This window comes from Patiriisocius sp. (assembly GCF_051252435.1).
Taxonomy (GTDB): Bacteria; Bacteroidota; Bacteroidia; order Flavobacteriales; family Flavobacteriaceae; genus Patiriisocius.
Genome location: NZ_JBPOFW010000002.1, coordinates 340,075 through 365,774 on the forward strand (window position 1 = coordinate 340,075; position 25,700 = coordinate 365,774).

The 25,700-nt window shown below is 36.1% G+C and carries 23 protein-coding genes; 8 read left to right on the forward strand and 15 right to left on the reverse strand.

All coding sequences use genetic code 11. From position 1 onward, the window contains the following. Nucleotides 1-40: 40 nt before the first annotated feature. The 8 genes from ACSHW7_RS06615 to ACSHW7_RS06650 all read right to left on the reverse strand — a co-directional run bounded on the left by ACSHW7_RS06615 (nucleotide 41) and on the right by ACSHW7_RS06650 (nucleotide 7,454). Nucleotides 41-811, reverse strand: a complete 771-nt coding sequence (locus tag ACSHW7_RS06615; RefSeq protein WP_435678543.1) for an SDR family oxidoreductase — start codon at nucleotides 809-811, stop codon at nucleotides 41-43. Nucleotides 812-821: 10 nt separating this feature from the next. Continuing rightward, on the reverse strand, nucleotides 822-1,874 hold the full coding sequence (locus tag ACSHW7_RS06620) for a type III polyketide synthase (RefSeq protein WP_435678544.1): 1,053 nt from the start codon (nucleotides 1,872-1,874) through the stop codon (nucleotides 822-824). A 26-nt stretch (nucleotides 1,875-1,900) separates the two neighbouring features. After that, a complete protein-coding gene (locus ACSHW7_RS06625; RefSeq protein ID WP_435678545.1) occupies nucleotides 1,901-2,623 on the reverse strand; it encodes a methyltransferase domain-containing protein in 723 nt (240 codons plus the stop codon). After that, nucleotides 2,620-3,741 (reverse strand): NAD(P)/FAD-dependent oxidoreductase, encoded by a 1,122-nt coding sequence (locus tag ACSHW7_RS06630; protein WP_435678546.1) that lies wholly within the window; start codon nucleotides 3,739-3,741, stop codon nucleotides 2,620-2,622. The genes ACSHW7_RS06625 and ACSHW7_RS06630 overlap by 4 nt, the downstream gene beginning before the upstream one ends. Nucleotides 3,742-3,823: 82 nt before the next feature. Then, the gene (locus ACSHW7_RS06635) at nucleotides 3,824-4,534 is read right to left on the reverse strand and encodes an OmpA family protein (protein ID WP_435678547.1); all 711 of its coding nucleotides are present in this window, start codon (nucleotides 4,532-4,534) and stop codon (nucleotides 3,824-3,826) included. Between the two features lie 8 nt (nucleotides 4,535-4,542). Beyond that, nucleotides 4,543-5,019 (reverse strand): lipocalin family protein, encoded by a 477-nt coding sequence (locus ACSHW7_RS06640; protein WP_435678548.1) that lies wholly within the window; start codon nucleotides 5,017-5,019, stop codon nucleotides 4,543-4,545. Nucleotides 5,020-5,058: 39 nt separating this feature from the next. Further along, nucleotides 5,059-5,220 carry a DUF1328 domain-containing protein gene (locus tag ACSHW7_RS06645; RefSeq protein WP_435678549.1) on the reverse strand — a complete coding sequence of 54 codons (162 nt, stop codon included), beginning with the start codon at nucleotides 5,218-5,220 and terminating at the stop codon, nucleotides 5,059-5,061. Nucleotides 5,221-5,447: 227 nt separating this feature from the next. Next, complete coding sequence (locus ACSHW7_RS06650) at nucleotides 5,448-7,454, reverse strand: alpha-ketoacid dehydrogenase subunit alpha/beta (RefSeq protein ID WP_435678550.1); 2,007 nt, start codon at nucleotides 7,452-7,454, stop codon at nucleotides 5,448-5,450. 123 nt (nucleotides 7,455-7,577) lie between these two features. Here ACSHW7_RS06650 and ACSHW7_RS06655 point away from each other — a divergent pair, with 123 nt between their 5' ends. The 4 genes from ACSHW7_RS06655 to ACSHW7_RS06670 all read left to right on the forward strand — a co-directional run bounded on the left by ACSHW7_RS06655 (nucleotide 7,578) and on the right by ACSHW7_RS06670 (nucleotide 10,718). After that, complete coding sequence (locus ACSHW7_RS06655) at nucleotides 7,578-8,528, forward strand: isopenicillin N synthase family dioxygenase (RefSeq protein WP_435678551.1); 951 nt, start codon at nucleotides 7,578-7,580, stop codon at nucleotides 8,526-8,528. A 109-nt stretch (nucleotides 8,529-8,637) separates the two neighbouring features. Continuing rightward, the gene (locus tag ACSHW7_RS06660; RefSeq protein ID WP_435678552.1) at nucleotides 8,638-8,961 is read left to right on the forward strand and encodes a translation initiation factor; all 324 of its coding nucleotides are present in this window, start codon (nucleotides 8,638-8,640) and stop codon (nucleotides 8,959-8,961) included. 21 nt (nucleotides 8,962-8,982) lie between these two features. Next, on the forward strand, nucleotides 8,983-9,867 hold the full coding sequence (locus tag ACSHW7_RS06665; protein ID WP_435678553.1) for a nucleoside phosphorylase: 885 nt from the start codon (nucleotides 8,983-8,985) through the stop codon (nucleotides 9,865-9,867). Continuing rightward, entirely contained in the window at nucleotides 9,864-10,718 is an 855-nt protein-coding gene (locus ACSHW7_RS06670) for a substrate-binding domain-containing protein (RefSeq protein WP_435678554.1), read from the forward strand. Before ACSHW7_RS06665 ends, ACSHW7_RS06670 begins: the two co-directional genes overlap by 4 nt. A gap of 282 nt (nucleotides 10,719-11,000) precedes the next feature. Here ACSHW7_RS06670 and ung read toward each other — a convergent pair whose 3' ends face one another. Then, a complete protein-coding gene (ung, locus tag ACSHW7_RS06675) occupies nucleotides 11,001-11,666 on the reverse strand; it encodes a uracil-DNA glycosylase (RefSeq protein ID WP_435678555.1) in 666 nt (221 codons plus the stop codon). Nucleotides 11,667-11,795: 129 nt separating this feature from the next. Here ung and ACSHW7_RS06680 point away from each other — a divergent pair, with 129 nt between their 5' ends. After that, on the forward strand, nucleotides 11,796-13,955 hold the full coding sequence (locus ACSHW7_RS06680) for an endonuclease MutS2 (RefSeq protein ID WP_435678556.1): 2,160 nt from the start codon (nucleotides 11,796-11,798) through the stop codon (nucleotides 13,953-13,955). A 5-nt stretch (nucleotides 13,956-13,960) separates the two neighbouring features. Next, on the forward strand, nucleotides 13,961-14,365 hold the full coding sequence (locus ACSHW7_RS06685) for a thiol-disulfide oxidoreductase DCC family protein (protein ID WP_435678557.1): 405 nt from the start codon (nucleotides 13,961-13,963) through the stop codon (nucleotides 14,363-14,365). A 16-nt stretch (nucleotides 14,366-14,381) separates the two neighbouring features. Here the strand turns inward: ACSHW7_RS06685 and ACSHW7_RS06690 are convergent, their stop codons facing one another. From ACSHW7_RS06690 to aroC, 5 genes are all read right to left on the reverse strand, one after another. Next, complete coding sequence (locus tag ACSHW7_RS06690; RefSeq protein WP_435678558.1) at nucleotides 14,382-15,539, reverse strand: flavohemoglobin expression-modulating QEGLA motif protein; 1,158 nt, start codon at nucleotides 15,537-15,539, stop codon at nucleotides 14,382-14,384. 41 nt (nucleotides 15,540-15,580) lie between these two features. Next, nucleotides 15,581-16,408, reverse strand: a complete 828-nt coding sequence (locus ACSHW7_RS06695; protein ID WP_435678559.1) for an N-formylglutamate amidohydrolase — start codon at nucleotides 16,406-16,408, stop codon at nucleotides 15,581-15,583. A gap of 36 nt (nucleotides 16,409-16,444) precedes the next feature. Further along, the gene (gshB, locus tag ACSHW7_RS06700; protein ID WP_435678560.1) at nucleotides 16,445-17,473 is read right to left on the reverse strand and encodes a glutathione synthase; all 1,029 of its coding nucleotides are present in this window, start codon (nucleotides 17,471-17,473) and stop codon (nucleotides 16,445-16,447) included. A gap of 147 nt (nucleotides 17,474-17,620) precedes the next feature. Then, nucleotides 17,621-18,922: a dicarboxylate/amino acid:cation symporter gene (locus tag ACSHW7_RS06705; RefSeq protein ID WP_435678561.1), complete on the reverse strand. Its 1,302-nt coding sequence runs from the start codon at nucleotides 18,920-18,922 to the stop codon at nucleotides 17,621-17,623. A 138-nt stretch (nucleotides 18,923-19,060) separates the two neighbouring features. After that, complete coding sequence (gene aroC, locus ACSHW7_RS06710; RefSeq protein ID WP_435678562.1) at nucleotides 19,061-20,125, reverse strand: chorismate synthase; 1,065 nt, start codon at nucleotides 20,123-20,125, stop codon at nucleotides 19,061-19,063. A 178-nt stretch (nucleotides 20,126-20,303) separates the two neighbouring features. Here aroC and ACSHW7_RS06715 point away from each other — a divergent pair, with 178 nt between their 5' ends. Continuing rightward, nucleotides 20,304-21,107 carry a hypothetical protein gene (locus ACSHW7_RS06715; protein ID WP_435678563.1) on the forward strand — a complete coding sequence of 268 codons (804 nt, stop codon included), beginning with the start codon at nucleotides 20,304-20,306 and terminating at the stop codon, nucleotides 21,105-21,107. Nucleotides 21,108-21,135: 28 nt separating this feature from the next. Here ACSHW7_RS06715 and ACSHW7_RS06720 read toward each other — a convergent pair whose 3' ends face one another. Continuing rightward, complete coding sequence (locus tag ACSHW7_RS06720) at nucleotides 21,136-24,024, reverse strand: FAD-binding and (Fe-S)-binding domain-containing protein (RefSeq protein WP_435678564.1); 2,889 nt, start codon at nucleotides 24,022-24,024, stop codon at nucleotides 21,136-21,138. Between the two features lie 145 nt (nucleotides 24,025-24,169). On the opposite strand from ACSHW7_RS06720, the gene ACSHW7_RS06725 reads away from it, so the two are divergent. Beyond that, nucleotides 24,170-25,627, forward strand: a complete 1,458-nt coding sequence (locus tag ACSHW7_RS06725; RefSeq protein ID WP_435678565.1) for a membrane dipeptidase — start codon at nucleotides 24,170-24,172, stop codon at nucleotides 25,625-25,627. Nucleotides 25,628-25,700 lie beyond the last annotated feature (73 nt).

Genomic DNA, 25,700 nt, shown 5'->3' on the forward strand with positions numbered 1-25,700 from the left:
TTTAGTGCTCTGAAAAGACAATACATACTTTAGAACTAGTTTACCTCAAACTCTCCCCTCCATCAACTTTTAAAACATTCCCGTTAATCCAAGATGCTTCAGGCTGGCATAATAAAAATGCAGCGTTTGCTACGTCTTGCGGAGTTGTCATTCGGTTAAAAGGATTCCGTTTTTTTGCTCCTTTTGCGAGCTGTTCGCTTCCGGGAATCATATTAAACGATGGGGTTTTCGTCGCTCCTGCTTGAATACAGTTGGTTGTAATCCCTAATGGAGCGAGCTCCACTGCCATTTGTCTCATGAGGGCTTCGAGTGTCGCTTTGGCTGCTGAGACTGCTCCGTAGCCATGCCACACTTTTGTATTTCCTTCGCTGGTAAATGCAATGTTTCTCATTTCAGCAGAAATTTTATCTGCTTTAATAAGTGCTTGTGTCCATTGCCACCAGCTTGTTGCCATGGCATGTAATGTAATGTTTAAATCTTCTTTTGTGAGATTTCTTTCCTCAGATAGTAATGGTTGCAAACTTCCCTTTGCGATGCTATGAACTAATATTTTGATACTTTTTTTTGGTATTTGTGATAGTACTTCTTCAATTGTTTCGGATTTTAATGCGTCTTTATTGAAGGTGATTACTTCGGCTCCATACGATTTCATTGCATTCACTTGCATTTCAAACGCTTCTAAATTGCTTTTTCTATCGCGATGCACAATACAAATATTATATCCTGAGGCAGCTAATTTTTGAGCGGTGGCGAGGCCTAACCCACTGCTGCCACCAAGTATTAATGCATATTTATTTTTAGTTAGATTCATTTTTATTTCCTTAAAATTCTAGCAACACTCGTTGCGCTGAAAAGCCCGGTCCAAAGCTCAACATTAATCCTAGTTGGCCTTTTTCCAGATCCCTATCCATAAATTCTTCTAAAACGTATAGCACGGTTGCGCTGCTCATGTTTCCATATTTCCGCAGCACTTCTTTTGTGTCGTCAATATTTTTTCCTAAACTCCCGAAAAGTTCCTCCACGGTTTGTACAATTTTTTTTCCGCCCGGATGAAATATTAAATGATCAACATCTTCAATTTTCTTTCCAACTTTTTCTAGAAAAGGATGAACGATTGCAGGAAAATGGTCACTAATTGTTTGTGGAACTTGTTTGTCCAGAATCATCTGTAAACCAGTATTTACAAGCTTAAATCCCATCATTGAAGTGGCATCATAAAAATGGTACATTTCTTCGGCCAATATTTTTGGCCCTTTATCTTCGTCATTTGAGGATAACAGCACACAGGCCGCTCCATCACCAAAAATTGCCGCACTTACAATATTTGCCATGGAATAATCTTCCAATTGAAATGTTGCAGTTGGAGCTTCGATGGCAATTACAGCGGCTCTTTTGCCCGGATTTGCCTTTAAAAAATTATTAGCGTAAATGATACCCGAAACTCCCGCGGCGCAACCCATTTCTGTAACTGGCAAGCGTACAATATCTTGGCGCATTTGAAATTCGTTTATCAGATATGCATCCACCGAAGGTATCATAATCCCCGTGCAACTTACGGTAATGATAAAATCAATATCTGAGACTTCCCAATTAGTTTTATTTAAGGCATTTTTTAATGCTTGGCTTCCCAACTTTTTAACTTCCCGAACATAAATATCATTTCGAGCTTCAAAACTTGGGTTTGTGAATACCTCAATTGGATTCATGATACTGTATCGCCTATCTACTCCAGCACCTTCAAAAAGTTTTATCACTTTGCGCTTAAAGCGGCTTTCTTGATGCACCATCCACTGCTCCACAAAGGGAATAATTTCGTTTGTTTCTCTTGTATATTGTGGCAATTGTTTAGCAACCGCTGTTATTTTTACTGGCATATTTTTTATTATAATCTGCTGAAATTTTAAATCATTTTCTTTTTTAGAATCCATTGATACCTAAAAGCCCATTTCCATAAAATGGTAGATTTTTGATTGGATATTTTTTTTGATAAAATTTTTAATTCCTTTTCCTTAAAACCCCTTGCCACCGAAACAAGACCATCATGTTTGGCAATCTTGGTTTTTATAAAAATAGCACTAAAAACCTTAAAAAGATTGAAAGCAGTCTTGCTTCTTTGTAAATCATTAACGACCACTCCAACGTTAGATTGTTGTATCAATCTTTGCAAAATATCTACAATCTTCTCATCACTAAAGTGATGTAAAAAAAGGGTGCACAGCGAAATGTCAGTTTCCAGTGTTTTTATTTCTTCGGAAAAAATATTGATTGCTTTGAATGAAATCTCGGGGAAGTTGAGGGATCTCTTTTCGGCTTCTTTTAAAATAAAAGGATTTGCATCAACACCAATCAATAAAAAGGTAAACCCCTTTTTCCGAAGGTATCTTGCACAATTCCGCAACAATTCTCCATCGCCACATCCTATGTCTGCAATGACAATAGGCTTTGACTTATCCACGTTTTTGAGTAAAATTTTGATGCCATCAATGGTAATATTTGTTCCACCTAGCAAAGAATTAACGCGTTTCAAATCGGTTAACAGCGTTTCCATTTCTGGGCCTTGCAACTCAAAATCATCCATGATTTCTGGTTGTGTGGAGCGATATGTATTTGAAAAGGTAATCATATTGTTACGTTTCCGTGCGTGCGTTTTATAATGTGAGGAAGTATTGATGGTACTGATTTTGCCGCCTTGAATGCTACGTTTGCCAGTGTGGGTTTTAATAATAATCGCTGAATCAAACTTCCCGTTTTCATTCTACTTGAGAATGTTTTTTGCCATAATGCAGCATAAGTTTCCTCTATAAATTTTCGGTTTTTTGAATCTTTATGTTGGATAAAAATTTCAGAAAATAATTTAGCGCTATGGATTGCCATTGCCATCCCGTTTCCGCAGAGTGGATGAATCAATCCGGCACTATCGCCAATCATTATGATATGGTTTTCCACTGGTTTTTTATTCTGAAATGAAACTTGACTTATTGTTAACGGTTTTTCAAAAAGCATTTTTGAAGTATTGAAAAAATGTTCTAAATGCGGATTTTTTGACATTTCTTGCTTTTGAAATTCATCAATATCATTGTGTTTTTTAAAAGAATTAAAAGTAGTTAAATAACAAGCATTTACAGCGCCTGTTTCAATTTTTGACAGGCCACAATAACCACCTTCAAAATTATGTAATGCCACTTTATTTTCGGGCATATCGTATTCGTAATGAGCCTTTACGGCAAGCCAAGGCGATTTTTGTTTGATGAAATTTCGGTTTAATTTGATATCTAAATTGGAACGCTTTCCGAAGGCTCCCAATACATATTCCGTAGTATAATTTTTTCCAGTACTCGTTTCCACCCTAAAAATTTCCGAAGAAAAATGTATTTCCGTTACCGTATCTATTATAATGCTGCTAGTTTCAATAGCTTTTTTATAAAGCAGTAAATCCAATGCGTATCGACTCATCCCAAATCCACCTAAAGGAAGTTTTGTGTGTATGGATTTTCCAGCATTTGTTGTAATTTCAAATTGTGTTATGTTCTTGGCACCCTCTGCCAATGGGAAAATGTCTAATTCATTAAGGTAGGGTATAATTTCGTTTGAAATATATTCCCCACAAACCTTATGATGTGGAAATTGATATTTCTCAACCAAAAGAATTTTGAGATTATTTTTTGAAAGGTGTATAGCGCTTGTTAATCCAGCAAGGCCACCGCCAATAATTATGACATCAAAATCTGTTTTTTCAGACATACCCTAAAGGTCGCCAACTTCGAGCAACAAAAAAACCCATTCACAAAACTTTATGAATGGGTTTTTAAGAAGGATTAAAATATTATCCCTTATTTGCTTGATTTTCTGCGTCCTGAATCATTTTTTCGTTAGGAACAATAACTACATTTACACGACGATTCATAGCACGACCTTCAGCCGTTGCATTATCCCCTACCGGAGATTGCTCACCATACCAGTTTGTCGTAAATCTACCTGAACTTAAACCTTTTGTTGCAGTGAAATAATTAGTAACTGACATTGCTCTATTTTTAGAAAGCGTCATGTTATTTACGTCACTACCCACGCTATCAGTATGTCCAATAACCAATACATTTGTATCAGGGTATTCCATTAAAACACCAGCAAGTTTATCTAGTGTAGACTGTGATGCAGCGTTAATATTGTATTTAGCTGTATCAAAATAAACACCACTATTTTCATCAAATGTTACTACGATACCATCATCAACACGCTCTACTTTTGCTCCAGGAATTTCTGTTTCAATTTTTTGAGCTTGTTTGTCCATTCTACTACCAATAAGTACTCCAGCTCCTCCACCAACAACTCCACCTATAACAGCTCCGAGTTCTCCGTTTCCACCTTTTCCAATATTGTTACCTAGTACCGCTCCAAGAACTGCGCCACCTGCAGCACCAATAACAGCACCTTTTTGCTTATTGTTTGCATTTTTAGTTGCTTCACAACTTGTCATTCCGACAACTACAACTAGGCTCATTGCCAAAATCGATACTTTTCTAATAAGTGTTTTCATAATTTATATTATTCTGTTTTTGAAAAATTCATTTTAAATGCGAAAGGCTTTCCATCTACCATTACGTTTTGCTCCCATTGCATGTTGCTCTCACTCAATTGCGTTAGCCTTACTCTAAATCCAACATTTGTTTCAGATTTTCCTTTTTCATTTGTTGGTTTCAACAGGAAATCATAATAACCACTATCTGCATCTACTTCTTGAATTGTGAATATAAAATTACGATCACCATTTGGACATGTATCTCCACCTATAGAATAAGTACCAGTGTTATTATTAGGAATAAAACGCCATAAACTACCTTCAAAACATTCTTTTGAAGTGTCATTGAAAACAGTCATGTTATAAGTTCCAGACTGGTCATACGTTATTGAATTTAGTAACCATTGTCCTTTGATTACTTTTTTTGATTGAATCACCGTTTTAGGCACACCACAAGAAATTGCGGCGAAGCCTAAAGCGATAAGCATAACTAATTTTTTCATAGGTTGTAAATTAAATTGAGTTGTTAATTAAAGTGAAATTTATTTTCTTAAAATTCTCATTAAAAGTGAAACTACCAATACAACTAAAAAGATGTAAAAAATAATTTTTGCAATCCCAGCAGATGCTCCAGCAATTCCTCCGAATCCTAAAACTCCAGCAATAAGTGCAATAACTAAAAAGATAATAATCCAACGTATCATAATATATGTGTTTTTGAGTTAGTAATACGTCAAATTTACATTCAGTTCACGTTGTATGTATGTACTTTGTATGAAGTTTAACTTAAAATGTTAAATGATATTAATGTGTTGTTTTTAATTTACCACATTGAAATCATTAACATTAGTGTAATAAAACCATCTATTTTAACAAATTTTATGTTAAAATAAATGGTTTTATTAAAAGCTATTTTCTTTTGGATTAACGTTTAGTACGACAACAAATCTAAAAGCGAGGATTCAAATTTCCCCTTCGATAAATATTGTTCCTCCAGATTAGCAGCAAAAGGAATTGGAGTATCTAAACTAGCAACTCTCTTAACAGGTGCGTCTAATTGCTCAAAACAATTTTCCATTATCATTGAACAAATATCACTCGCAATCCCACCAAACATAGCATCTTCTTGCATAATTATGGCTTTGCCAGTCTTTTTAACCGAAGCATAAATAGCCTCAGTATCTAAAGGTGCGAGTGAACGTAAATCAATAAGGTCTGCGGAAATGTGACTATTGTTTTCTAATGTATCTAACGCCCAATGAACTCCCGCTCCGTATGTAATTATAGTGACATCATTACCTTCTTTTAAAATAGCAGCTTTGCCAATTTCAATGGTGTAATAGTCTGTTGGTACTTCTTGGCGAATACTTCTGTACAATGCCTTGTGCTCAAAATACATAACTGGATTTGGGTCTTCAATTGCCGAAGCAATCAAACCCTTTGCATCATAAGGAAAAGCCGGATAAACCACTTTTAAACCTGGTGTATGTGTAAACCAAGCTTCGTTGGTCTGACTGTGAAAAGGACCAGCTCCTACACCTGCTCCACAAGGCATTCTTACCACAACATCTGCATTCTGATTCCAGCGATAATGAGATTTTGCCAAGTAATTAACAATAGGATTAAAACCTGAAGTTGCAAAATCACTAAACTGCATTTCCATAATTGCCTTAAAACCAGAAATAGAAAGTCCCATAGCTGCTGAAACAATAGCCGACTCACAAATAGGAGTATTTCGCACTCGCTCTTTCCCAAAGGCATCTAGAAACCCCTCTGTAATTTTAAAAACACCGCCGTACTCGGCGATATCTTGTCCCATAATCACGGTATTATCATGACGCTCCATCGCTTGTTTTAATCCTTGAGAAATGGCATCGATTAATCGTAGATTTTCTGTTTCCTTATTTGGTTTAACTTCTTGATATATATGATTTTGAAATACATCATATAATTCAGTAGTTAAATCTGCTTTAATTACTTCTTCATTAAAAGCAAGATCTAAATTACCATCAATTTCAGCTTTAATTTCAACTTTTAAATCTTCAATAAAATCATCATTGATAATATTTTCTGAAATGAGATAATTTTCAAAATTTATGAGGGGATCCTTTGCTTCCCACTCATCCATTAAATCTTGTGGCACATATTTAGTACCACTCGCCTCTTCGTGCCCACGCATTCTAAAGGTTTGAAATTCCAACAATACAGGTCTTGGATTAACACGCATATCATCAACAAGCGATTTCACCTTTGTGTAAACTTCAAGAATGTTATTTCCTTCAATAATATGAGATTCCATGCCATATCCCTTTCCGCGGTCAGCGAGATGTTCACAATTATATTGCTCGCTCGTAGGTGTAGAAAGTCCGTAGCCGTTATTTTCAATACAAAACAAAACGGGCAATTGCCAAACACTTGCTACGTTCAACGCTTCGTGAATATCGCCTTCACTGGTACCACCTTCCCCTGTAAATACAGCACATACTTGGTTATTACCTTTTAATTTATTAGCTAAACCGATACCGGCAGCAACTCCAAATTGTGGTCCTAAATGGCTAATCATCCCAACAATATTAAATTCCTGAGTTCCGAAGTGAAAACTACGGTCACGACCTTTTGTGAAACCATTCGCTTTTCCTTGCCATTGAGAAAACAAGCGATACAATGGGATTTCGCGCGATGTAAAAACTCCCAAGTTGCGATGCATGGGTAAAATGTATTCTTCTTTGTCTAAAATGGAAGTAATACCAACAGAAATTGCTTCCTGTCCAATACCGCTAAACCATTTTGAAATCTTTCCCTGTCTTAGTAAAATCAACATCTTCTCCTCAATCATTCGAGGTTTTAGCATTGATTTGTAAAGGTGTATTAATGTTTCTTCTTGAATATTACCACGTTGATAATCAAAGTGGATTTTTTTTGTAGTTTCTGTAGTCATTTGGAAGCTATATAAGATGCCAAATTTAGGAAAAATAGGGTACTGAATGCTAAATTATCTCCTTTTTTTCAATGCTGAAATAAGAGCCTATTTTGGTATCTTTGTATCCTAAAAAATAAAACTATGAATAATATCCCGAGTGTAGATTTAGCCGATTTTCTCAGTGATGACCCCAAACGAAAGCAAAAATTTGTGGATGCCATTGGTAGTGCTTACGAAGAAATTGGTTTTGTTTCATTAAAAAATCATTTTTTAGATGACAGTTTGGTTTCAGAATTATACAAAGAAATCAAAGCATTTTTTGCGATGGATGTTGAGGATAAAAAGAAATATGAAATTGAAGGGCTTGGCGGGCAACGTGGTTATGTAAGTTTTGGAAAGGAACACGCAAAAGGAAAAAAAGAAGGAGATTTAAAAGAGTTTTGGCATTTTGGGCAAGAACCCACTGAAGACGCAAATCTTTCAGAAGAATATCCTAAAAATGTAATCGTCGAGGAACTTCCAGATTTCAATAAAACTGGAATGGAAGCATACAGAATGCTAGAAAAAACTGGGATTTATGTATTGAGAGCCTTGGCTTTATACATAGGTGTTGATGAGTATTATTTTGACCATTGGGCAGCAAATGGGAATAGTATTCTACGCCCAATCCACTACCCTCCTATTACAGAAGAACCCAAAGGAGCGGTGCGCGCAGGAGCACATGGCGATATTAATTTAATTACTTTATTGATGGGTGCATCTACAGGCGGATTGCAGGTGTTGCGCAAGGATGGTGAGTGGATTGATGCCATTCCGCAGGAGGATGAATTGGTAATCAACGTAGGTGATATGCTGGAAAGACATACCAATAACAAATTGCGTTCAACGATTCACAGAGTGGTAAATCCTCCAAAAGAAGAATGGGGAAATCCTAGATATTCCATTCCGTTTTTTATGCATCCGCGTGGTAATATGAAGTTGAATTGTATGCCAGAATGTGTAGACAAAGACCACCCAAAAGCTTTTGAAGATATCACGGCAGGCGAGTTCTTGCACCAAAGATTGGTTGAAATAGGATTGATTAAAAAGTAATTATTGTTGATTTTCTTCGGAAATGTGCTACAACTGGAATAATTGTTTTATTTAAAGCATTAAGCACTTTACATTTTACAGCCAAAATCCTACATCTTAAATAAATTATATGGACCTAAAAGACCAACTCAAAAACTTATTTCCCGACCACGAAGAAAAAGAACTTCCCAAAGAGGAAGAAAGCACAGTTTGGTTACAAGACGAGCCTCTTCTATGTAAATATGAAAAACGAAAAGGAAAACCTATTACCATTATTGCTGGATATAACGGAGCGCAAAGTGACTTTAAACAACTCGCAAAAGAGATAAAACAATTATTGAGCGTTGGAGGAAGTTTTAAAAACGAAGAGATTGTCATCCAAGGAGACTACCGAGACAGAATAATGCAATTCCTTCAAGAAAAAGGTTTTAAAACAAAACGCGTTGGTGGTTAATAAATAGATTGAAACAATGTAATGTCTAACATCCCAAATTTATCAAATAGCGAACTAATCCTAAATCCGGATGGAAGCATTTATCACCTTAATCTTAAACCAGGTGAGATTGCAAGCACTATAATTACGGTGGGTGACCCTGACCGTGTAGAGCACGTTACAAAATATTTTGACACCATTGAAGTTAGCATGCACCGCAGAGAGTTTAAAACTCAAACTGGTACTTACAAAGGCAAAAGACTCACGGTTATTTCAACAGGAATAGGGACTGACAACATTGACATCGTTTTCAATGAGCTTGACGCTTTAGCTAATATCGATTTCACAACGAGAGTTGTAAAGTCTCAATTTCAGCAATTAGATTTTATCAGGATTGGAACCAGCGGAGCAATCCAACCAGAAATTAAAATAGATAGTTTTTTAGCTTCGGAAATTGCTATTGGGTTTGATAATTTGCTTCATTTTTATGGAAACGTAGATTTTTTAGACAGTCAATTTTCCGAAGCTTTTATGGAGTTTTCAAATTGGAATCCCCATAAATCCACACCGTATGTTGTTAAAGCTGATGAAGATTTATTAAAAAAATTCATTTCCGAAGAAAAAATTATCCCAGGAATTACGGCTACTAACGTGGGGTTTTATGGTCCGCAGGGACGCATTCTAAGGCTGCAAACTCAAGATGCTATGTTGAATGACAAACTGCAATCGTTCGAATTAAATCATAGAAAAATTACCAATCTCGAGATGGAAACTTCTGGCATTTATGGACTTTCAAAATTGCTGGGACATCGTGCGGTTTCACTAAATGCAATTTTAGCAAACCGAGCTACCGGAGATTTTAGTAAAAATCCTGACACGACTGTGGATAAATTAATAAAAAAGACCCTAGATTTGTTATTACAATGAAGCAATTTAAAATTGGCGGTGTGCCAGAACATTTCAATTTACCTTGGTATTTAACGCTACGCGACAAGGAATACCATGAGTTTGATATCAACTTACGTTGGAAAGATTATTACGGTGGAACCGGTCAAATGTGCAATGCGTTGCGAGATGGAGAAATTGACATGGCAGTCATTCTAACCGAAGGTATTATTAGAGATATCATCAATGGAAATGACAGCAAAATCGTGCAAGTATTTGTCAAATCTCCATTAATCTGGGGGATTCATGTTGCAAAAAATAGCGATTACGAGGAAGTTTCAGATTTAAAAGGAACCAAAGTTGCGATTAGCAGATATGGTTCTGGTTCGCATTTGATGGCGTATGTCAATGCCGAAAATCAAGGCTGGGATACCGAAAAGGATTTGAAATTTGAAGTCATAAAAGACCTTGATGGAGCCTTAAATGGACTTCCCGAAGGCATTGGCGACTATTTTATGTGGGAAAAATTTACCACAAAACCTTATGTAGATGATGGTCCTTTTGACATTGTGGGCGAATGCCCTACTCCGTGGCCTTGTTTTGTTATTGCTGTAAGAAATGAGGTTTTGGAAAATGACGCTGAGGCCATTAAAAACATACTACAAGTTATAAATAGGACAACACGAGAGTTCAAGGAAATACCCGCTATCGATACCATGATTGCTAAGCGCTATGGACAAAAAGTTGAAGATGTAAAAGAATGGTTGTCGCTAACCGAGTGGAGCCAAGAAAATCTTACCGAAAAGCAGGTTGAAAAAGTACAAGAAAAATTAATGCAGTTGGAATTAATTGATAAAACTGTGGATGCTTCGGAAATAATAGCTTCATTATAAATTATTTTTAAAATATCAAAATTCTGAAATTGAGCATATTAACTAAATAATTAAGATAAGATTGAGAAATAATTAACTTTTTTGCCAACTTTTACGCAACCCGTAAAACAATTTTGCATCTTAGTTATATAATCTCATAATTATGACTACATTTTTAATAATACTCGGTTCACTTTTAGTTACTAACTTTCTTTTATTGCAGTTTAGCTGTAACGACGCAACCGAGCCGAACATCCCTGAAGACGAGTAATTTTTTTTATATTTTAATTTAAGTTTAGAAAGTCACCATGCTATTGGTGACTTTTTTTGTGCCTTTAAAAAATCGTTTGTTTGACTGAAATGCTTATTCCCAAACCAATACCCCCTATTCGCACTCAATGGAGAGGGATGCCCACTGGTTAAAACAAGGTGTTTTGAAGTATCAATCTTAGCTCCTTTTTTCTTTGCATATCCACCCCAAAGTAAAAATACAACTCCTTCTCTTTTTTCTGAAATTTCACGAATCACTGCGTCTGTAAATTCTTCCCATCCCTTTTTTTGATGACTTCCCGCTTGGTGTGCTCTTACTGTTAATGTTGCATTCAGTAACAAAACACCTTGAGAAGCCCATCTTTCTAAGTTTCCAGAAATAGGAGTTTCAATGTTCAAATCGCTATAGATTTCTTTATACATATTTTGCAATGATGGCGGTATCGCAACCACATCTGCCACGGAAAAGCAAAGTCCATTGGCTTGTCCTGGCCCGTGATACGGATCTTGACCAATAATAACTACTTTAACATCATTAAATGGTGTATGGTCAAATGTGGCAAAAATGGATTTACCAGGTGGAAAACAGGTGTATTTTTTGTATTCAGATTTTACAAACTCGATGAGATTTTTAAAATACTCTTTTTCAAATTCTGCTTCTAAAACTCGCTTCCAACTTGGTTCAATTTTTATATCCATTATGCGTATTTTTGTAGTGCAAAATTAGACTTTGAGGTTTGGTTTTACAATGAAAATGAAAAATTATGTAATCTGAAATGAATAACAAAAGATTACTTTGAATAAGATTCCCAGCACGTTGGGACGCCCATGATAAAAATTGACAAAAAGACATTAGAAGATTTAGAATTTCACGCTGTTTTAGAACAGGTGTCACAATATAGTATTACCGCCCCGGGAAAGCAACGTGTTATTGAAACACAACCTTTTAGCGACCAAAGTGATATTGAACCAGAATTGCATAGAGTAAAAGAGTTTACGGCATCTTTTGGCAGTGACTCCCCTATTCCCAATCACGGTTTTGAACCAATTTTTAAAGAACTCCAATTACTGGATATTGAAAATAGCATTTTAGAAACTTCGGGATTTCGGAAGATTTTGACAATCACCGAAACTACTAGAATTCTTTTAAAGTTTTTTTCAAAATTTAATGAGTTTTATGTATACCTCAATAGTCATGCATCGCTCATAGATTACGTTTCTAATATTTCCGAAGAAATTCAAAGTATTTTTGATAAATATGGCGAGGTTAAAGATGATGCATCGCAAGAGTTGGCTATTATCCGCAGGCGATTAAATGTTGTCAAAGGGCAAATTAATTCTTCTTTTAGCAAGGCTTTGAGTCGTTATTCTGGAGCGGATTATCTTGATGAAATTAAAGAGTCTGTAGTGGATAATCGTCGCGTACTAGCCGTAAAAGCAATGCACCGTCGTAAAGTAAAAGGTACTGTTCACGGTACTTCAAAGACGGGAAGCATTGTTTATATAGAACCTTTAGAAACCTACGAATTTACTACTGAGCTTAGCAATTTATACTATGAAGAGCGCGAAGAAATAAAGCGAATTCTCAAAATGCTCACCGAATATGTACGCCCTTACAAAGAACTTTTAGTGTCGTATCAAAACTACTTGATTGACATTGATTGCATGTTTTCAAAAGCGAGATATGCAAATGATATCAACGGTGTTTTACCCATAATTTCAAAAGAGCGGTCGCTTTCATTACTGAATGCGTATCACCCATTATTATTGGTTGCAAACAAAAAGCGTAAGGAAAAAACATTTCCACAGAGTATTTCATTGAAACACGAAGAGCGCATTATAGTAATTTCGGGACCCAATGCCGGAGGGAAAAGTATCACGTTGAAAACCGTGGGATTATTGCAATTAATGTTTCAGAGCGGTATGTTGATTCCCGTGGAACCGCAAAGCGAAATGTGCTATTTTGATAGGGTTTTGACAGATATTGGAGACAATCAATCTATTGAAAATCATTTGAGTACGTACAGTTACAGATTGAAAAAGATGAATCATTTTCTTCGGAAATGTAACAACAAAACACTATTTTTAATTGATGAATTTGGAACCGGAAGTGACCCAGAACTAGGAGGAGCACTTGCTGAAACCTTTCTCGAAGTTTTCTACGAACGAGAAGCCTTTGGAATCATTACGACGCATTACGCCAATTTAAAGTTATTAGCAAACGAATTACCCCATGCCATCAATGCCAATATGCTTTTTGATAGCAAGACGCTTGAGCCATTGTACAAATTGTTTTTAGGTGAAGCTGGAAGTTCATTTACGTTTGAAGTAGCTCAAAAAAATGGGATTCCGTATAGCTTAATCAATAAGTCAAAAAAGAAAGTGGAACGTGGTAAGATTAGGTTTGATAAGTCCATTGCAAATCTTCAAAAGGAACGGTCTAAATTGCGCAAGACCTCAGAATCGTTGGAAACTTCAGCAGAAAAGGCACGTAAAGAAGAACGGGATTTAAAAGCTATCAATGCAAAAGTTCAGGAAAAATTAGAAAATTATCAAGAGCTGTACGATGCCAATCAAAAATTGATAAGTATTGGAAAAAAATTCGACTCATTGGCAGAGCGATTCCATAATAATAAAAAAAAGAAAATACTTTTTGATGAACTTTTTAAAATGGTGCTCGTTGAAAATACAAAACGAAAAAAGATAGCTCCAAGAAAGAAAAAAGAAGTAAAAGCAAAAGAACGAATTACGTTAGAAGAAGTTGAAAAAAAAGTAGAGGTAATCAGGGAACGTAAAAAACAAGAAAAAGCTGAGGCTAAAAAAGCACCACCACCGAAGCCAAAAATAACATTAAAAGAAGGTGATAGAGTACGAATGATAGATGGAAAAGCGATAGGCACTATTGATAAAATTGAAAAGAAAAAAGCAACAGTAAATTACGGGATATTCACGACAAATGTGAGTGTAGAGGAATTGGAAAAGGTTTGAAAAATATGAATAAAGAACAACATCTTATTATCTTATTTGACGGCGTTTGCAATCTTTGCAATAGCTCAATTAATTTTGTTATTAAAAGAGATAAGAATGATGTTTTCCGTTTTGGTGCATTGCAAGAAGAACCTGGGAAATCTATTTTGGAAAAATACAGTATTGACACTAAGGAGACAGACTCAATTGTGCTCATAAAAAATGGTAAGGCTTTTACAAAATCATCAGCGGCCTTATATGCTGCAAGGCACTTATCTGGTGGCTGGCCTTTATTATATGCTTTTATAATTGTGCCCAAGTTTATCAGAAATGCGGTTTACGACTACATAGCTAAAAACCGCTATAAATGGTATGGTAAAAAAGATAGTTGTATGATTCCAACGCCTGATTTGAGGGCTAAATTTCTGTAGAAATATTAAATAATTACTACTTCAAATTCTTCAAAATAAAATCTAGCTTTTGATTTTTATTTTCATTGCTTTCAAAAGCAAAATTGCAAAACTGATTTTCCTCAGCAAGACCCTGTTCTTGCCATTTAGTAACCATTCCTTGATACTCTAACGAAACTTTTCCTGACATTAACGAATCTAATTTTGAACCACCGTTATAAGCATCATATACCTTTTTAAGTCCCGTGAGGTACATATAATCTTTTGTAAATCCTCCACCCCGATGCGCTCGTAAAGAAATGTTATAAGCTTCTTCCCTATTTAATTTGTATTGATTGTGTAATACATCAAACGTATCACAAAAATCAAATCCACGGCGAAGTCCATCTGCAGCAATGACGCGGTACGACAATTCTTTTAATCGATGTAGTGTTAAACATCCACTCATGTATTCACTAAAAACAGCAAGGCCTTCTTGAGTTTCCACATTTTTCGGAAATCCATTATAGAAAATTTTTAATGGCTGGTTGATACCGTTAAATGTGGTTACCAAGTGAACTCCTATTTCATGATTTGCAAGTACTTTGAGTTGGTTGGGGCTATACCTATGATTCTTTTTAAGAATTAATGTTTTGGTATTGTTCTGAACCATGGCTGCCGCCGAAATTTTATTCGAAAATTTAATATTCAAATCAAAATCGTACTGCTTAACAAATTCCTTAAAATATTCTGCCGCTTCATGGGCATAGAAAACGGGAATCATTTCAGTATCATATTCTTCATCGATAAAATGAAGGATAAATTTTGCATTTTCAACGTCTTTATCTGTGGGAGTTCCAAAGCCCTTCAAGGCATTGTAGTAAAACTTACTTCCTTGCCCAATGGTTTCAATACACTGAATTAAACTAGAATAATCATAAATGACATCTCTAAAAAAAGCTTGAGATTGTTCATCTTTAATGCTATCAATATCCTGAGAGAACAACTGTTGCTGCAATTTGTAAGCGTCAAAATCTATCCTGCGGTATTTGAAATTTGGAGTAACATTATATTTTGAGCTGAAAAAATTTCTCTTCTCCTGCTCAATATTAATTGGATTGATATAGTTGAGCAACTCAATCTTTTGAACAAGTAAATGAAGATTATTGTCAATTTTGGTAAGATTGGGATGTATTGTTTTTTGAGAAGTTATCATTATCGATTTCATTGATGGCAAAAATAGCAATTATTAGAGCCCTATTTGTGTGCTTTGACAAATTCTTCGGCGTGTTCTTTGATTTTAGATTGTAATTGTTGTTCAATTGCGTGGACGACTTCGGGGAATATGATTTGTTCCAATTCATCACAATATATTTTTTTGAATTCGGTTGCGAGGACTAATGTGTTAGTAAAGTTTGACGTAATATATTTCAGAAAATATCCATTCCCCTGAAACGTGTCATTTATTTTTGATGTTGATTCAATTGCGTGTGGTAATTTTAAGTTTGATAGTGATTCCCTCCATGTTTCGACAAAATGACCAAAACGCTGATTATCAATATTTGATGTGCCTAAATTAATCACCGGCACTTCCCTATCCCAGCGTTTCCAATTATAACTGTGCATGTCGTAAACTATTACATGCTCAAATTTTTCTTCCAATTTTTTTATCAATGCGTGGACCACAGTGTAGAATGCATCATGCTTGCTCAAACTTTTCCGCTTATTTTTTTCATCCAACGGAGTTTTCCAAAGTTTTTTCCCCCAAGCATCCTCATAAATAGCGTTTGATGGGTCGCGATTTAAATCATACTCAAAACGACTATCACAACCAGCGATTACAATGGGATGTGTTTTTACAAACTCCTTTGTGCAAGGGTCTTCTTCAAACCATCTATCGTATTCAGTATGCAAACAATTGTTCCAAAGTTCTCTTCGGAATTGATGCCCATGGTGCACAGCACCACAGGCATACGGAACATATTTATCAATTTTTATAGTGAAGGAATAATCTTCGGAAACGGCTTCAAAAATTATTTCCTTTTTAATATTTTTTATGATTTCTGAAATGGGTAATCTTGTCATTAATGCTGTTGTTTTAAAATTTCAGAAGTAAATATACTATGCATCTTTTACGTGCTTTCTCAATTTGGTTCGACGTTCAAAAGCCGTAACGCGTTCTTCGACCTTATCTTCTACAAAATCGATTATTTTTTCTTGTAGTCTTGTTTTATAGACCTTATTAATGTAAGTAATTCCACCCGGTGACATAACATTCACCTCTACGAGCATGCCTCCGATAACGTCGATACCACAAAAATAAAGACCGTCTTTGACGAGTTTGGGACCAATGCGACGGCACAATTCTTTTTCCTGTTTTGTAAGACTATGTTTTTGAACACTACCACCTGCACTTACGTTACTGCGATGATCTTCTTCGCCCGGAACTCGTCGCATGGCACCTATGGGCTGCCCATTTAACAATAAGACTCTTACGTCTCCTTGGTCCGCTCCTTCTATGTAATTCTGTAATATTACATAGTTTGAAGTACCATCTTTGTTATCGATGTAGAAATCCAACAAAGAATTAATACTCTTCATGGCTCGTTTTTCTATCAAAATAACCCCAGAACCTCCAAACCCATTTAATGGTTTTAATATCATCTTATCTGGTCCTTCTTTAATGATTTTCTTTAGGTATTCCTTGTTTTTTGTGACATGTGTTCTAGGGATAAAATCGTTTTTATCGTCCTCAAAAACAGCTGTGTACAATTTATTGTTAGCGCGTCTTATTCCGTCGAGGTCATTCATGATAAATACATCATCTTTCACACTATCGAGGAAGTTGAGCATGATCATATCTAGTGGTGGATTGCTGCGAAGGATAATTACGTCAAAGCCTGCAAGAGGAAGCATTTCATCATAAAACTCAGCTTTTGAATGAAATGATTTTAGATTGTTTGAAATTTTATCTGCACGTTTTAAACACCGCGAAAAGGCAAAAGCAACACTATCTCTAATCGTTAAATTTGCTGGGGTTGTATTTGCCACACCGTGACCACGTTTTGCAAACTCATTGATCATTGCGAGTGTAGAATCATTTTCGGGGTCCATTTCGTCCCATGGATACATTATAAAGCAAACATTCATACTAGTTGGTTTTTTTCTGAAATTTTAAAATTTACTAATTATCATATACTTCTTACTCCATACTTTATAAAAAGCCTTTTATATTATAAATCATAGATGCATTTTTAAGAGTCCTTATAAAGAGAACTGGCATCTAAAATAAATACTTTATTTCTTATAATTATCATCCCAATCCTTAACATGTGGCTCTCCTAATTTTCCTTGAGATTTTGCAACAAGCATAGAAACAGTAGCGTCACCAGTTACATTGATTACTGTACGGCACATATCAAGGGGTCTATCTATAGCAAAAATTAAAGCCAAACCAGCCTCTGGAATTCCAGCTTGAGCAAGCACAATGACTAACATTACCATTCCTGCGCCAGGCACTGCAGCTGATCCAATAGATGCCAATGTAGCAGTAACTATAATACCTAGTTGCGTACTAAAATCTAAATCCATCCCAAAAGCCTGCGCAATAAAAACTGCTGCAACGGCTTGGTACAAACTGGTACCATCCATATTGATGGTTGCGCCAATGGGTAAAACAAAACTAGTCACCTCTTTTTTAACACCAAGATGTTCTTCAACACGCTCCATAGTCACTGGCAATGTTGCCGCACTACTACTGGTTGAAAAGGCAAGTAATTGTGCAGGAGCAATTCCGTTTAAGAAAAATGAGGGAGATTTTTTAGTGAACACCCAAACCATTAAAACATAAACACCAACCATAAGCGCCAAACCGCCAACAACACAAAGCGCATACATGCCAAGTGCCGCGAACAAGTCTGCACTTGGTGCTTCGACCACTAAAGCTGCCAATAAAGCAAACACTCCATAAGGCGCGGCGAGCATAATCAAATCAATCATTTTTAAGATAACTTCATTAAAACCATCAAAGAATTTTTTAACCGGTTTTGAATCTTTCTCTGGTATTAAAATCAACCCAATAGCAAAGAAAATCGCAAAGAAAATAACCTGTAACATATTACCATTGTTAGATGCAGCACCAACAATATTATCGGGAACTAAATCTACTAAGGCTTGCAATGGCCCAGCTTCTTTTTGGTTTTTTGCAGCATCCTGTCTCAGTTGTGCTTCGCCGCCGTAAGCTTCTACGAGTTCGCTTCTGGTATCTTCTGAAATTGTTTTTCCTGGACCTACTAGATTTACAACTGCAAGTCCAATTGACACAGCAATTACCGTTGTAATCACATAAGTAATGATAGTTCTAAGTCCCATTTTTGAGAGACTCGAAATATCTTTTAAATCTGAAACTCCTTTTACCAAAGAAGCAAAAATTAAAGGAACTGCAATCAATTTTAATGAATTGATAAAGATGGTTCCAAAAGGTTTTATCCAGTCTGAAATTAAATCATTCCCCCAAGCAAAATTGCTCAATAACAATGCGAAAACAACTCCCAGAGCCATTCCTAATAATATTTGCCAGTGTAATGCTAGTTTTTTCATACGTTATTTTCTTGCCTTTAAATCTATATTATTTTTAAGTTTCGGTCAAAATCAAAAACTACTTTTCTTCGTTTCAATTACTTCGGAAATATTAAACAAATAAAACATTTTTAGTCTCTTTAAAATTTTCGCGTAAGCTTACAATTTAGACATTTTATTCAGTAACCAAAAATCGGCCAGAACAAGTGCTGCCATCGCCTCCACAATGGGAACAGCTCGAGGAACTACGCAGGGATCATGCCTTCCTTTTCCTTGCATTTCGGTCATTTCGCCTTTGCTATTAATCGTTTCTTGTTTTTGCATAATGGTTGCAACGGGTTTAAAAGCGACTCTAAAGTAGATGTCCATTCCATTGCTAATTCCACCTTGAATTCCACCAGAAAGATTGCTCCTGGTAGTGCCATCTTCGTTAAATAAATCATTGTGTTCGCTTCCTTTCATCCTAGCACCACAGAAGCCGCTACCAAACTCAAATCCCTTTACCGCATTGATGGACAACATTGCTTTGCCCAGTTGCGCATGCAGCTTATCAAATACCGGCTCACCAAGCCCAACGGGCACATTTTGCAAAACACAGGTAATTGTTCCACCAACTGTGTCTCCCTGTTTTTTGATTTTATTGATACGGGTAATCATTTTTTTTGCAGTTGCCTCATCCGGGCATCGTATGTCGTTGCTTTCAATTTTACTGAAATCCAATTCTTGATACGGTTTGTCAATAAAAATATCCCCAACCGATGACACAAAAGCATTGATTTTAATATTCGAAAGCAGCTGCTTCGCAATAGCTCCAGCCGCTACCCTACTTGCCGTTTCGCGCGCTGAAGACCTTCCACCTCCGCGATAATCACGAACTCCATATTTTTTGTCATAGGTATAATCTGCATGACTCGGGCGATAGGTATCCTTAATATGTGAGTAGTCTTTAGATTTTTGATTGGTATTTTCAATCACAAATCCAATAGGAGTTCCCGTTGTTTTGCCTTCAAAGATTCCGCTTAAAAATTTTACGGCGTCTGGCTCTTTTCGTTGTGTTACTATTTTTGATTGGCCGGGTTTTCTTCGTTGCATTTCGGTTTCAATGGCATCAAAATCGAGGTCAAGTCCTGCGGGACATCCATCAATGATTCCGCCAAGTGCCTCACCGTGAGATTCGCCAAACGTGGTCACTTTAAATAGAGAACCAAATGTATTTCCAGCCATAAAAGGTGTTTTCAACAAATGTAAATTATAGCCTGCACTTTTAAAAATAATAGTTGCGTTGATTGCTAAGTTGTATGCTGATTTTAAAACTTCGTAACACCTCCAATTTCATTTTGCTATATTTGGCAAAATTTTATAATACTAATCAAACAAACTCCCTTTTAAATGGGAAATACATATGAAAAAAATATATCTTTTCCTTTTCGCCACGGCTTTAATTAGTTGTAATAGTGACGATGATAGTTCCACAGAAAATTCAAATATGTCGGACTATTTTCCTTTGACCGCTGGTTCTTCTTGGAATTATAGCAACGAAAGTGAAATGGGCACAACTCAAGATACTTTATTCGAAATGGGAACGCAACAAGCCAATGGTCAAACTTACACAAACTTAGATGCGACACAGCCTAGTAACGGGTTGATGGTTTCTGTACTTGCTGATAACTTGGTTAGAAAGTCCAATGGACAACTTATCATAAATGGTTCTCTAGGAACTCCTGTTGAAGGTTTTCCTGAAATTTCAATACCGTTAAACGACGTTATTTTATTTGACGCTAATGCAACAAATCCAGAATTAAGTATTCTGTCTGATACTTTAAATGAAGATATCATGCTCGATACTGGAGAAACATTGCCCCTAATCATTAATTATACTTCAACGACATTTCAAGATGCCATTTTAGCGAGTTACACCGTTGGTTCTCAAACATTCAATGACGTGATTGAGTCTAGAATTGTTTTAAATTTAGAAATACTTGCTGAAATCAATATTGCTGGGACTATTATAGAATTGCCATTATTAGCACCACAAAATGCTTTAGTTATTAAGAATTATTATGCCGCAAACACAGGACTCATTCTTTCTGAAGTGACTGTTGATTATCGATTATCAGATTTAGGGATGGCAGGAATTGAATTGCCAATACCCTCGCAAAGCACACAAGTAACTACAAGTTCTATCACTTCTTTTACTGTTAATTAAAAAAATATCGGATTTTAAAGTCTAAAATCTAAACAAGCGCTTGCTTTAAAACACTAATGGGATGTAACGCTTGGCGTTGCGTCCCATCTTTTATTTGATGCCTACAGCTCGTTCCGTTCGCTGCAATAATAGTAGTCGCTGGAGCCTTTCTAACTGAAGGAAACAGCTTTAACTCACCTATTTTCATACTCACTTGGTAATGTTCTTTTTCGTAACCGAAACTACCCGCCATCCCACAACAACCAGAAGTGATAATCGTAGGTTTATAATTTTCGGGAATATTTAATATATCAAAAGTTACTTTTTGGTTGCTCATCGCTTTTTGGTGGCAATGAATATGAATTTTAATATTTTTTGCTTCGGAAGTAAATTGAGCAGCTGTAATGTTACCTTTTCCAATTTCCGAAGAAAGAAATTCTTCCATCAAAAATGTGTTTTCTGAAATTTGCTGCGCCGAAACCGCATCGTCAACCATCCTTAAATATTCATCCCGAAACCCTAAAATAGCCGAAGGTTCAATCCCTAATAAAGGCACATCCGCCGAAACCTTATTTTTTAAATAGAGCACATTTTTAGTCGCCTCCACTTTTGCTTCCTCTAAAAAACCCTTTGAAATCATAGCGCGAGCGCTGTCCAAAAAGTCAACGACTTCAACATTATAGTTTAAGGCTTGCAACAAATCCACAGCGTCTCTAGCAATAGTTCCGTCCAAATATTTTGAAAATTCATCGACGAACAAAATTACGTTTCGGTAACTTTTTACCTCGGAAATTTTATGATTCTTGAAAATATCCAAAGTTGGTAACGAGCGTTCCTTCGCGACGCCGCTTATTTTTTTTAATAAATTTGATGTAATTCCATTCGTAAAAAAAGCATTTGCTAACCTAGGAAATTTTGCTCCCAACCTATTATTTTGGGTGCTTTTGGCAAATAACCTAGTTGCGAAACTCGTACCGTTTTCTTTTTGATATTGGTATAAAAACTCTGCCTTTGTCGTTGCAATATCAACGTTACTTGGGCATTCGCTGCTGCACGCTTTACAACTCAAACAAAGGTCAAAGACTTGTTTTAAATCGGTAGAGTTAAATTTGTTTTTCGCTTCGTTATTTGTCAACACTTCTCTCAGCACATTAGCTCTTGCTCGCGTGGTGTCTTTTTCATCTTTCGTCGCGTGATAACTTGGGCACATGGCACCACCAGCATCTGCCGATTTACGGCAATCCCCACTCCCATTGCACTTTTCGGCTAATCTTAAAATACCTTCAGAATCTATAAAATTTAGCAGCGTGTTAATTTCTGGTTCAATTCGGTTTACCTCGTAACGGAGCGACTTGTCCATTTTATAGGCATCGACAATTTTACCCGGATTAAAAATGTTATGAGGGTCAAACGTAGTTTTGATGTGTTTGAGCAACTCATAATTTTTCTCGCCAATCATTAACGGAATAAACTCAGCGCGCACAATCCCATCGCCATGCTCACCCGAAAATGAACCTCGGTATTTTTTGACAAGATGCGCAACATCGGTCGTTATTTTCCTGAAATAATCAACGCCTTCACCAGTCTTCAAATCAAGAATGGGCCGTAAGTGCAACTCTCCCGCGCCGGCATGTGCATAATACACAGCGTCTTGATTATATTTTTTCATTATTTGGGAGAACTCCCCAATATATGCGGGCAAATCTTCGAGCGCAACGGCAGTGTCCTCAATACATGCCACAGCTTTTTTGTCGCCAATCATATTTCCTAACAAGCCCAAACCAGCCTTTCTTAAATGGAGCGCTTTGTTAATATCCTCGCCTTTTAAAACAACATTATAGTAGTTTAAGTTAGACTCGAAAAGTGTTTTTTGCAATGCTGAAATTTGCTCCGCCAAATCCATTTCAGTATTTGCCTTAACTTCCAATAGCAACATCGCTTTTGGTTCACCTTTAACAAAGAAGCGCAAGGGTCGATACATTGCGTTTTCTTTGGTGCGCTCTAAAATAATGTTGTCCATCATTTCGCAGGTATGCAACTCGTGCTGCATGGCATTGACTACATCCAACAAGCAATATTCCAACGAATTATAATGTGTTACAACCATTGCTGTATGTGCTGGAGGCAAGTCGTCTAATTGTAATGTAATTCTGGTTGTAAATGCCAACGTCCCTTCGCTTCCTGCTAATAATTTACAAAGATTTAATTGATCCGTTCCACCAAATATTTCGGCATTCAAAAGTTCATCTATGGCGTATCCGGTGTTTCGTCTATGGATATTTTTCTTCGGAAATTTAGAAATAATTTCTTCCTTTATTTCTCTGTAATTAAGCGAATTAATTAAGTTTTTATAAACTGAAGCTTCAAGGGTATTCTCATTTGATTTAATGGCTAATATTTCCGAAGAAAGCCCAGAAAACGTAACTACTTCTCCGTTTGAAAGCACTGTTTCCAACGCCACAACTTTATCCCTCGTTACACCATATTGAATTGAAGTTGTTCCGCTAGAATTATTACCCACCATTCCTCCAATCATGCATCTATTTGAAGTAGATGTATTGGGGCCAAAGAATAGGCCGTGCGGTTTGAGATATTCATTCAATTCGTCTCTAATAACTCCCGGTTGGACTGTGACTTGTTTTTTATTTAAGTCCAACGAAATGATTTCCGTAAAATGTTTTGAAACATCAACAACGATGCCCTCACCCACACATTGTCCAGCCAAGGAAGTCCCCGCTGTTCTTGGAATCAATGAAGTTTTGTTCTCTGTAGCAAAATGAACAAGTTTTTGAATATCCTCAATATTTTTAGGATACGCTACAGCAAGCGGAGTTTTACTATATACCGAGGCATCTGTTGCATAGATTTTTTTATGTAAAGAATCATAGTGCAACTCTCCTTTTAGGTCCTGAGATAATTTGTGTAAGTGGTCTTTCATTATTACCGTAAAATTAATGAAAGTTAGTAGGAATTTGTTGTCTGTTTTGTTGAATACTGTAAAATTTTAATTTAATGACAGAACAATCTCACGCTTAACATATTACAAAAAATCTGTATTTTTATGATGCTCAACTAACACCACTATGAAAACTAACTATATTGACATTCATTGTCATCCATCGCTAAAGCCCTACAGCAAAAGTTTTAAATACGAACCTACTAAGCAAAATTTACTCAATGCAGGAAGAAAAAATTCTATTTGGCACTACAGTCCGCCCACAGTGCTTGAAAAATTTTTAAACCGAATTGTCACACTCACCAAATTTTCACAAACAGATTTGACAACTATGGCAAAAGCCGGGTCAAAGATTATTGTGGTGAGTTTGTATCCTTTTGAAAAGCATTTTTTGACAAAACCAGTAATAGGCTGGAAAGGTTTGACAGAAGTTCTCGTAAATCTCGCTGCGAGCATTAGTCAAAAACGAATTGATTATGTCAACAATCACGAAGATTATTTTCAGGATTTGGTAGATGAATATGATTTTTATAAGCAACTTCATAATCAGATACAACATATTGATGGAGTGATTTATACCTATCGAATAGTCAATAATTATGCTGAAATTTTAGACAATCAAGATTTAGAAACTGACACAAAAAAAATAATCAATATCGTCCTCTCTATTGAAGGTGGACATGCCTTAAATACGGGCATTGATTTACATAGAGACACTGGAAATGCTGAAGAAGTGCTAGCAAACGTACAACGAATAAAAGACTGGAAAAATCCACCTCTATTTATGACATTCGCGCATCACTTTTATAATGAACTCTGCGGGCATTGCCGAAGTATTAGCATAGGCATGCTCAAAGACAACCAAAACCGTGGGATGAACTCTGATATTACCGAACTTGGGCATAGGGTTTTGGGCAGTTTACTGGATGATAAAAATGGGAAACCTATTTATATTGATGTAAAACACCTTAATACTAGGTCTCGAAAAACCTATTATAGATTACTTGAAACTACCTATAAAGAAATACCAATTCCAATTATAGCTAGCCACGGCGCTGTAAATGGAATGCGTTCTATCATACAATGGAATGAAACCGATTATCCCGAAGCTACCACATATTTAAATAATATTGACATCAATTTCTATGATGAAGAAATCATACTAATTGCAAAAAGCAATGGCGTGTTGGGAATACAATTGGACGAACGACGTATAGGAAGTAAAAAAGCAATCAATGAATCGAAAATTTGGATTCCGAACAAACGAAAACAATTAAGAAAAAAAAGTTTACTCGTATGGAGGCAAATTGAACATTGTGCCAAAGTTTTGGACAATGAAGGGTTATTTTGCTGGGGCATCCAAACCATTGGTAGTGATTTTGATGGCATCGTAAATCCTATCAAAGGTATTTGGACCGCAGAAAACATTAAAGATTTAGGGGAAGAATTAGTCCACCACGCTACGTCATTTATGTCTAGTTATGGAGAACAATTACAATCATTCAACCGTATTTCTGGCGAGGCAATCGTAGAGCGGGTATTGAATGATAATGCAGTTGTTTTTTTAGAGCGGTGGTTTGAGTGAAGAGAATTTTTTAATTTAATTTTCTCAAAGGAGGTTTCGACTGCATTCAACCTGACAGAGTTATTATTTTTAT

Bases quoted from the DNA above. Each gene is read 5' to 3' on its own strand.
- ACSHW7_RS06705 (WP_435678561.1), bottom strand. From the start codon at position 18,922: ATGAAAAAACTAGCATTACACTGGCAAATATTATTAGGAATGGCTCTG.
- ACSHW7_RS06720 (WP_435678564.1), bottom strand. From the start codon at position 24,024: ATGAAAGACCACTTACACAAATTATCTCAGGACCTAAAAGGAGAGTTG.
- ACSHW7_RS06665 (WP_435678553.1), top strand. From the start codon at position 8,983: ATGTCTAACATCCCAAATTTATCAAATAGCGAACTAATCCTAAATCCG.
- ACSHW7_RS06690 (WP_435678558.1), bottom strand. From the start codon at position 15,539: ATGATAACTTCTCAAAAAACAATACATCCCAATCTTACCAAAATTGAC.
- ACSHW7_RS06725 (WP_435678565.1), top strand. From the start codon at position 24,170: ATGAAAACTAACTATATTGACATTCATTGTCATCCATCGCTAAAGCCC.
- ACSHW7_RS06655 (WP_435678551.1), top strand. From the start codon at position 7,578: ATGAATAATATCCCGAGTGTAGATTTAGCCGATTTTCTCAGTGATGAC.
- aroC (WP_435678562.1), bottom strand. From the start codon at position 20,125: ATGGCTGGAAATACATTTGGTTCTCTATTTAAAGTGACCACGTTTGGC.
- ACSHW7_RS06645 (WP_435678549.1), bottom strand. From the start codon at position 5,220: ATGATACGTTGGATTATTATCTTTTTAGTTATTGCACTTATTGCTGGA.
- ACSHW7_RS06650 (WP_435678550.1), bottom strand. From the start codon at position 7,454: ATGACTACAGAAACTACAAAAAAAATCCACTTTGATTATCAACGTGGT.
- ACSHW7_RS06715 (WP_435678563.1), top strand. From the start codon at position 20,304: ATGAAAAAAATATATCTTTTCCTTTTCGCCACGGCTTTAATTAGTTGT.
- ACSHW7_RS06685 (WP_435678557.1), top strand. From the start codon at position 13,961: ATGAATAAAGAACAACATCTTATTATCTTATTTGACGGCGTTTGCAAT.
- ACSHW7_RS06615 (WP_435678543.1), bottom strand. From the start codon at position 811: ATGAATCTAACTAAAAATAAATATGCATTAATACTTGGTGGCAGCAGT.
- ACSHW7_RS06640 (WP_435678548.1), bottom strand. From the start codon at position 5,019: ATGAAAAAATTAGTTATGCTTATCGCTTTAGGCTTCGCCGCAATTTCT.
- ACSHW7_RS06630 (WP_435678546.1), bottom strand. From the start codon at position 3,741: ATGTCTGAAAAAACAGATTTTGATGTCATAATTATTGGCGGTGGCCTT.
- ung (WP_435678555.1), bottom strand. From the start codon at position 11,666: ATGGATATAAAAATTGAACCAAGTTGGAAGCGAGTTTTAGAAGCAGAA.
- ACSHW7_RS06635 (WP_435678547.1), bottom strand. From the start codon at position 4,534: ATGAAAACACTTATTAGAAAAGTATCGATTTTGGCAATGAGCCTAGTT.
- ACSHW7_RS06625 (WP_435678545.1), bottom strand. From the start codon at position 2,623: ATGATTACCTTTTCAAATACATATCGCTCCACACAACCAGAAATCATG.
- ACSHW7_RS06620 (WP_435678544.1), bottom strand. From the start codon at position 1,874: ATGCCAGTAAAAATAACAGCGGTTGCTAAACAATTGCCACAATATACA.
- gshB (WP_435678560.1), bottom strand. From the start codon at position 17,473: ATGAATGTTTGCTTTATAATGTATCCATGGGACGAAATGGACCCCGAA.
- ACSHW7_RS06695 (WP_435678559.1), bottom strand. From the start codon at position 16,408: ATGACAAGATTACCCATTTCAGAAATCATAAAAAATATTAAAAAGGAA.
- ACSHW7_RS06680 (WP_435678556.1), top strand. From the start codon at position 11,796: ATGATAAAAATTGACAAAAAGACATTAGAAGATTTAGAATTTCACGCT.
- ACSHW7_RS06660 (WP_435678552.1), top strand. From the start codon at position 8,638: ATGGACCTAAAAGACCAACTCAAAAACTTATTTCCCGACCACGAAGAA.
- ACSHW7_RS06670 (WP_435678554.1), top strand. From the start codon at position 9,864: ATGAAGCAATTTAAAATTGGCGGTGTGCCAGAACATTTCAATTTACCT.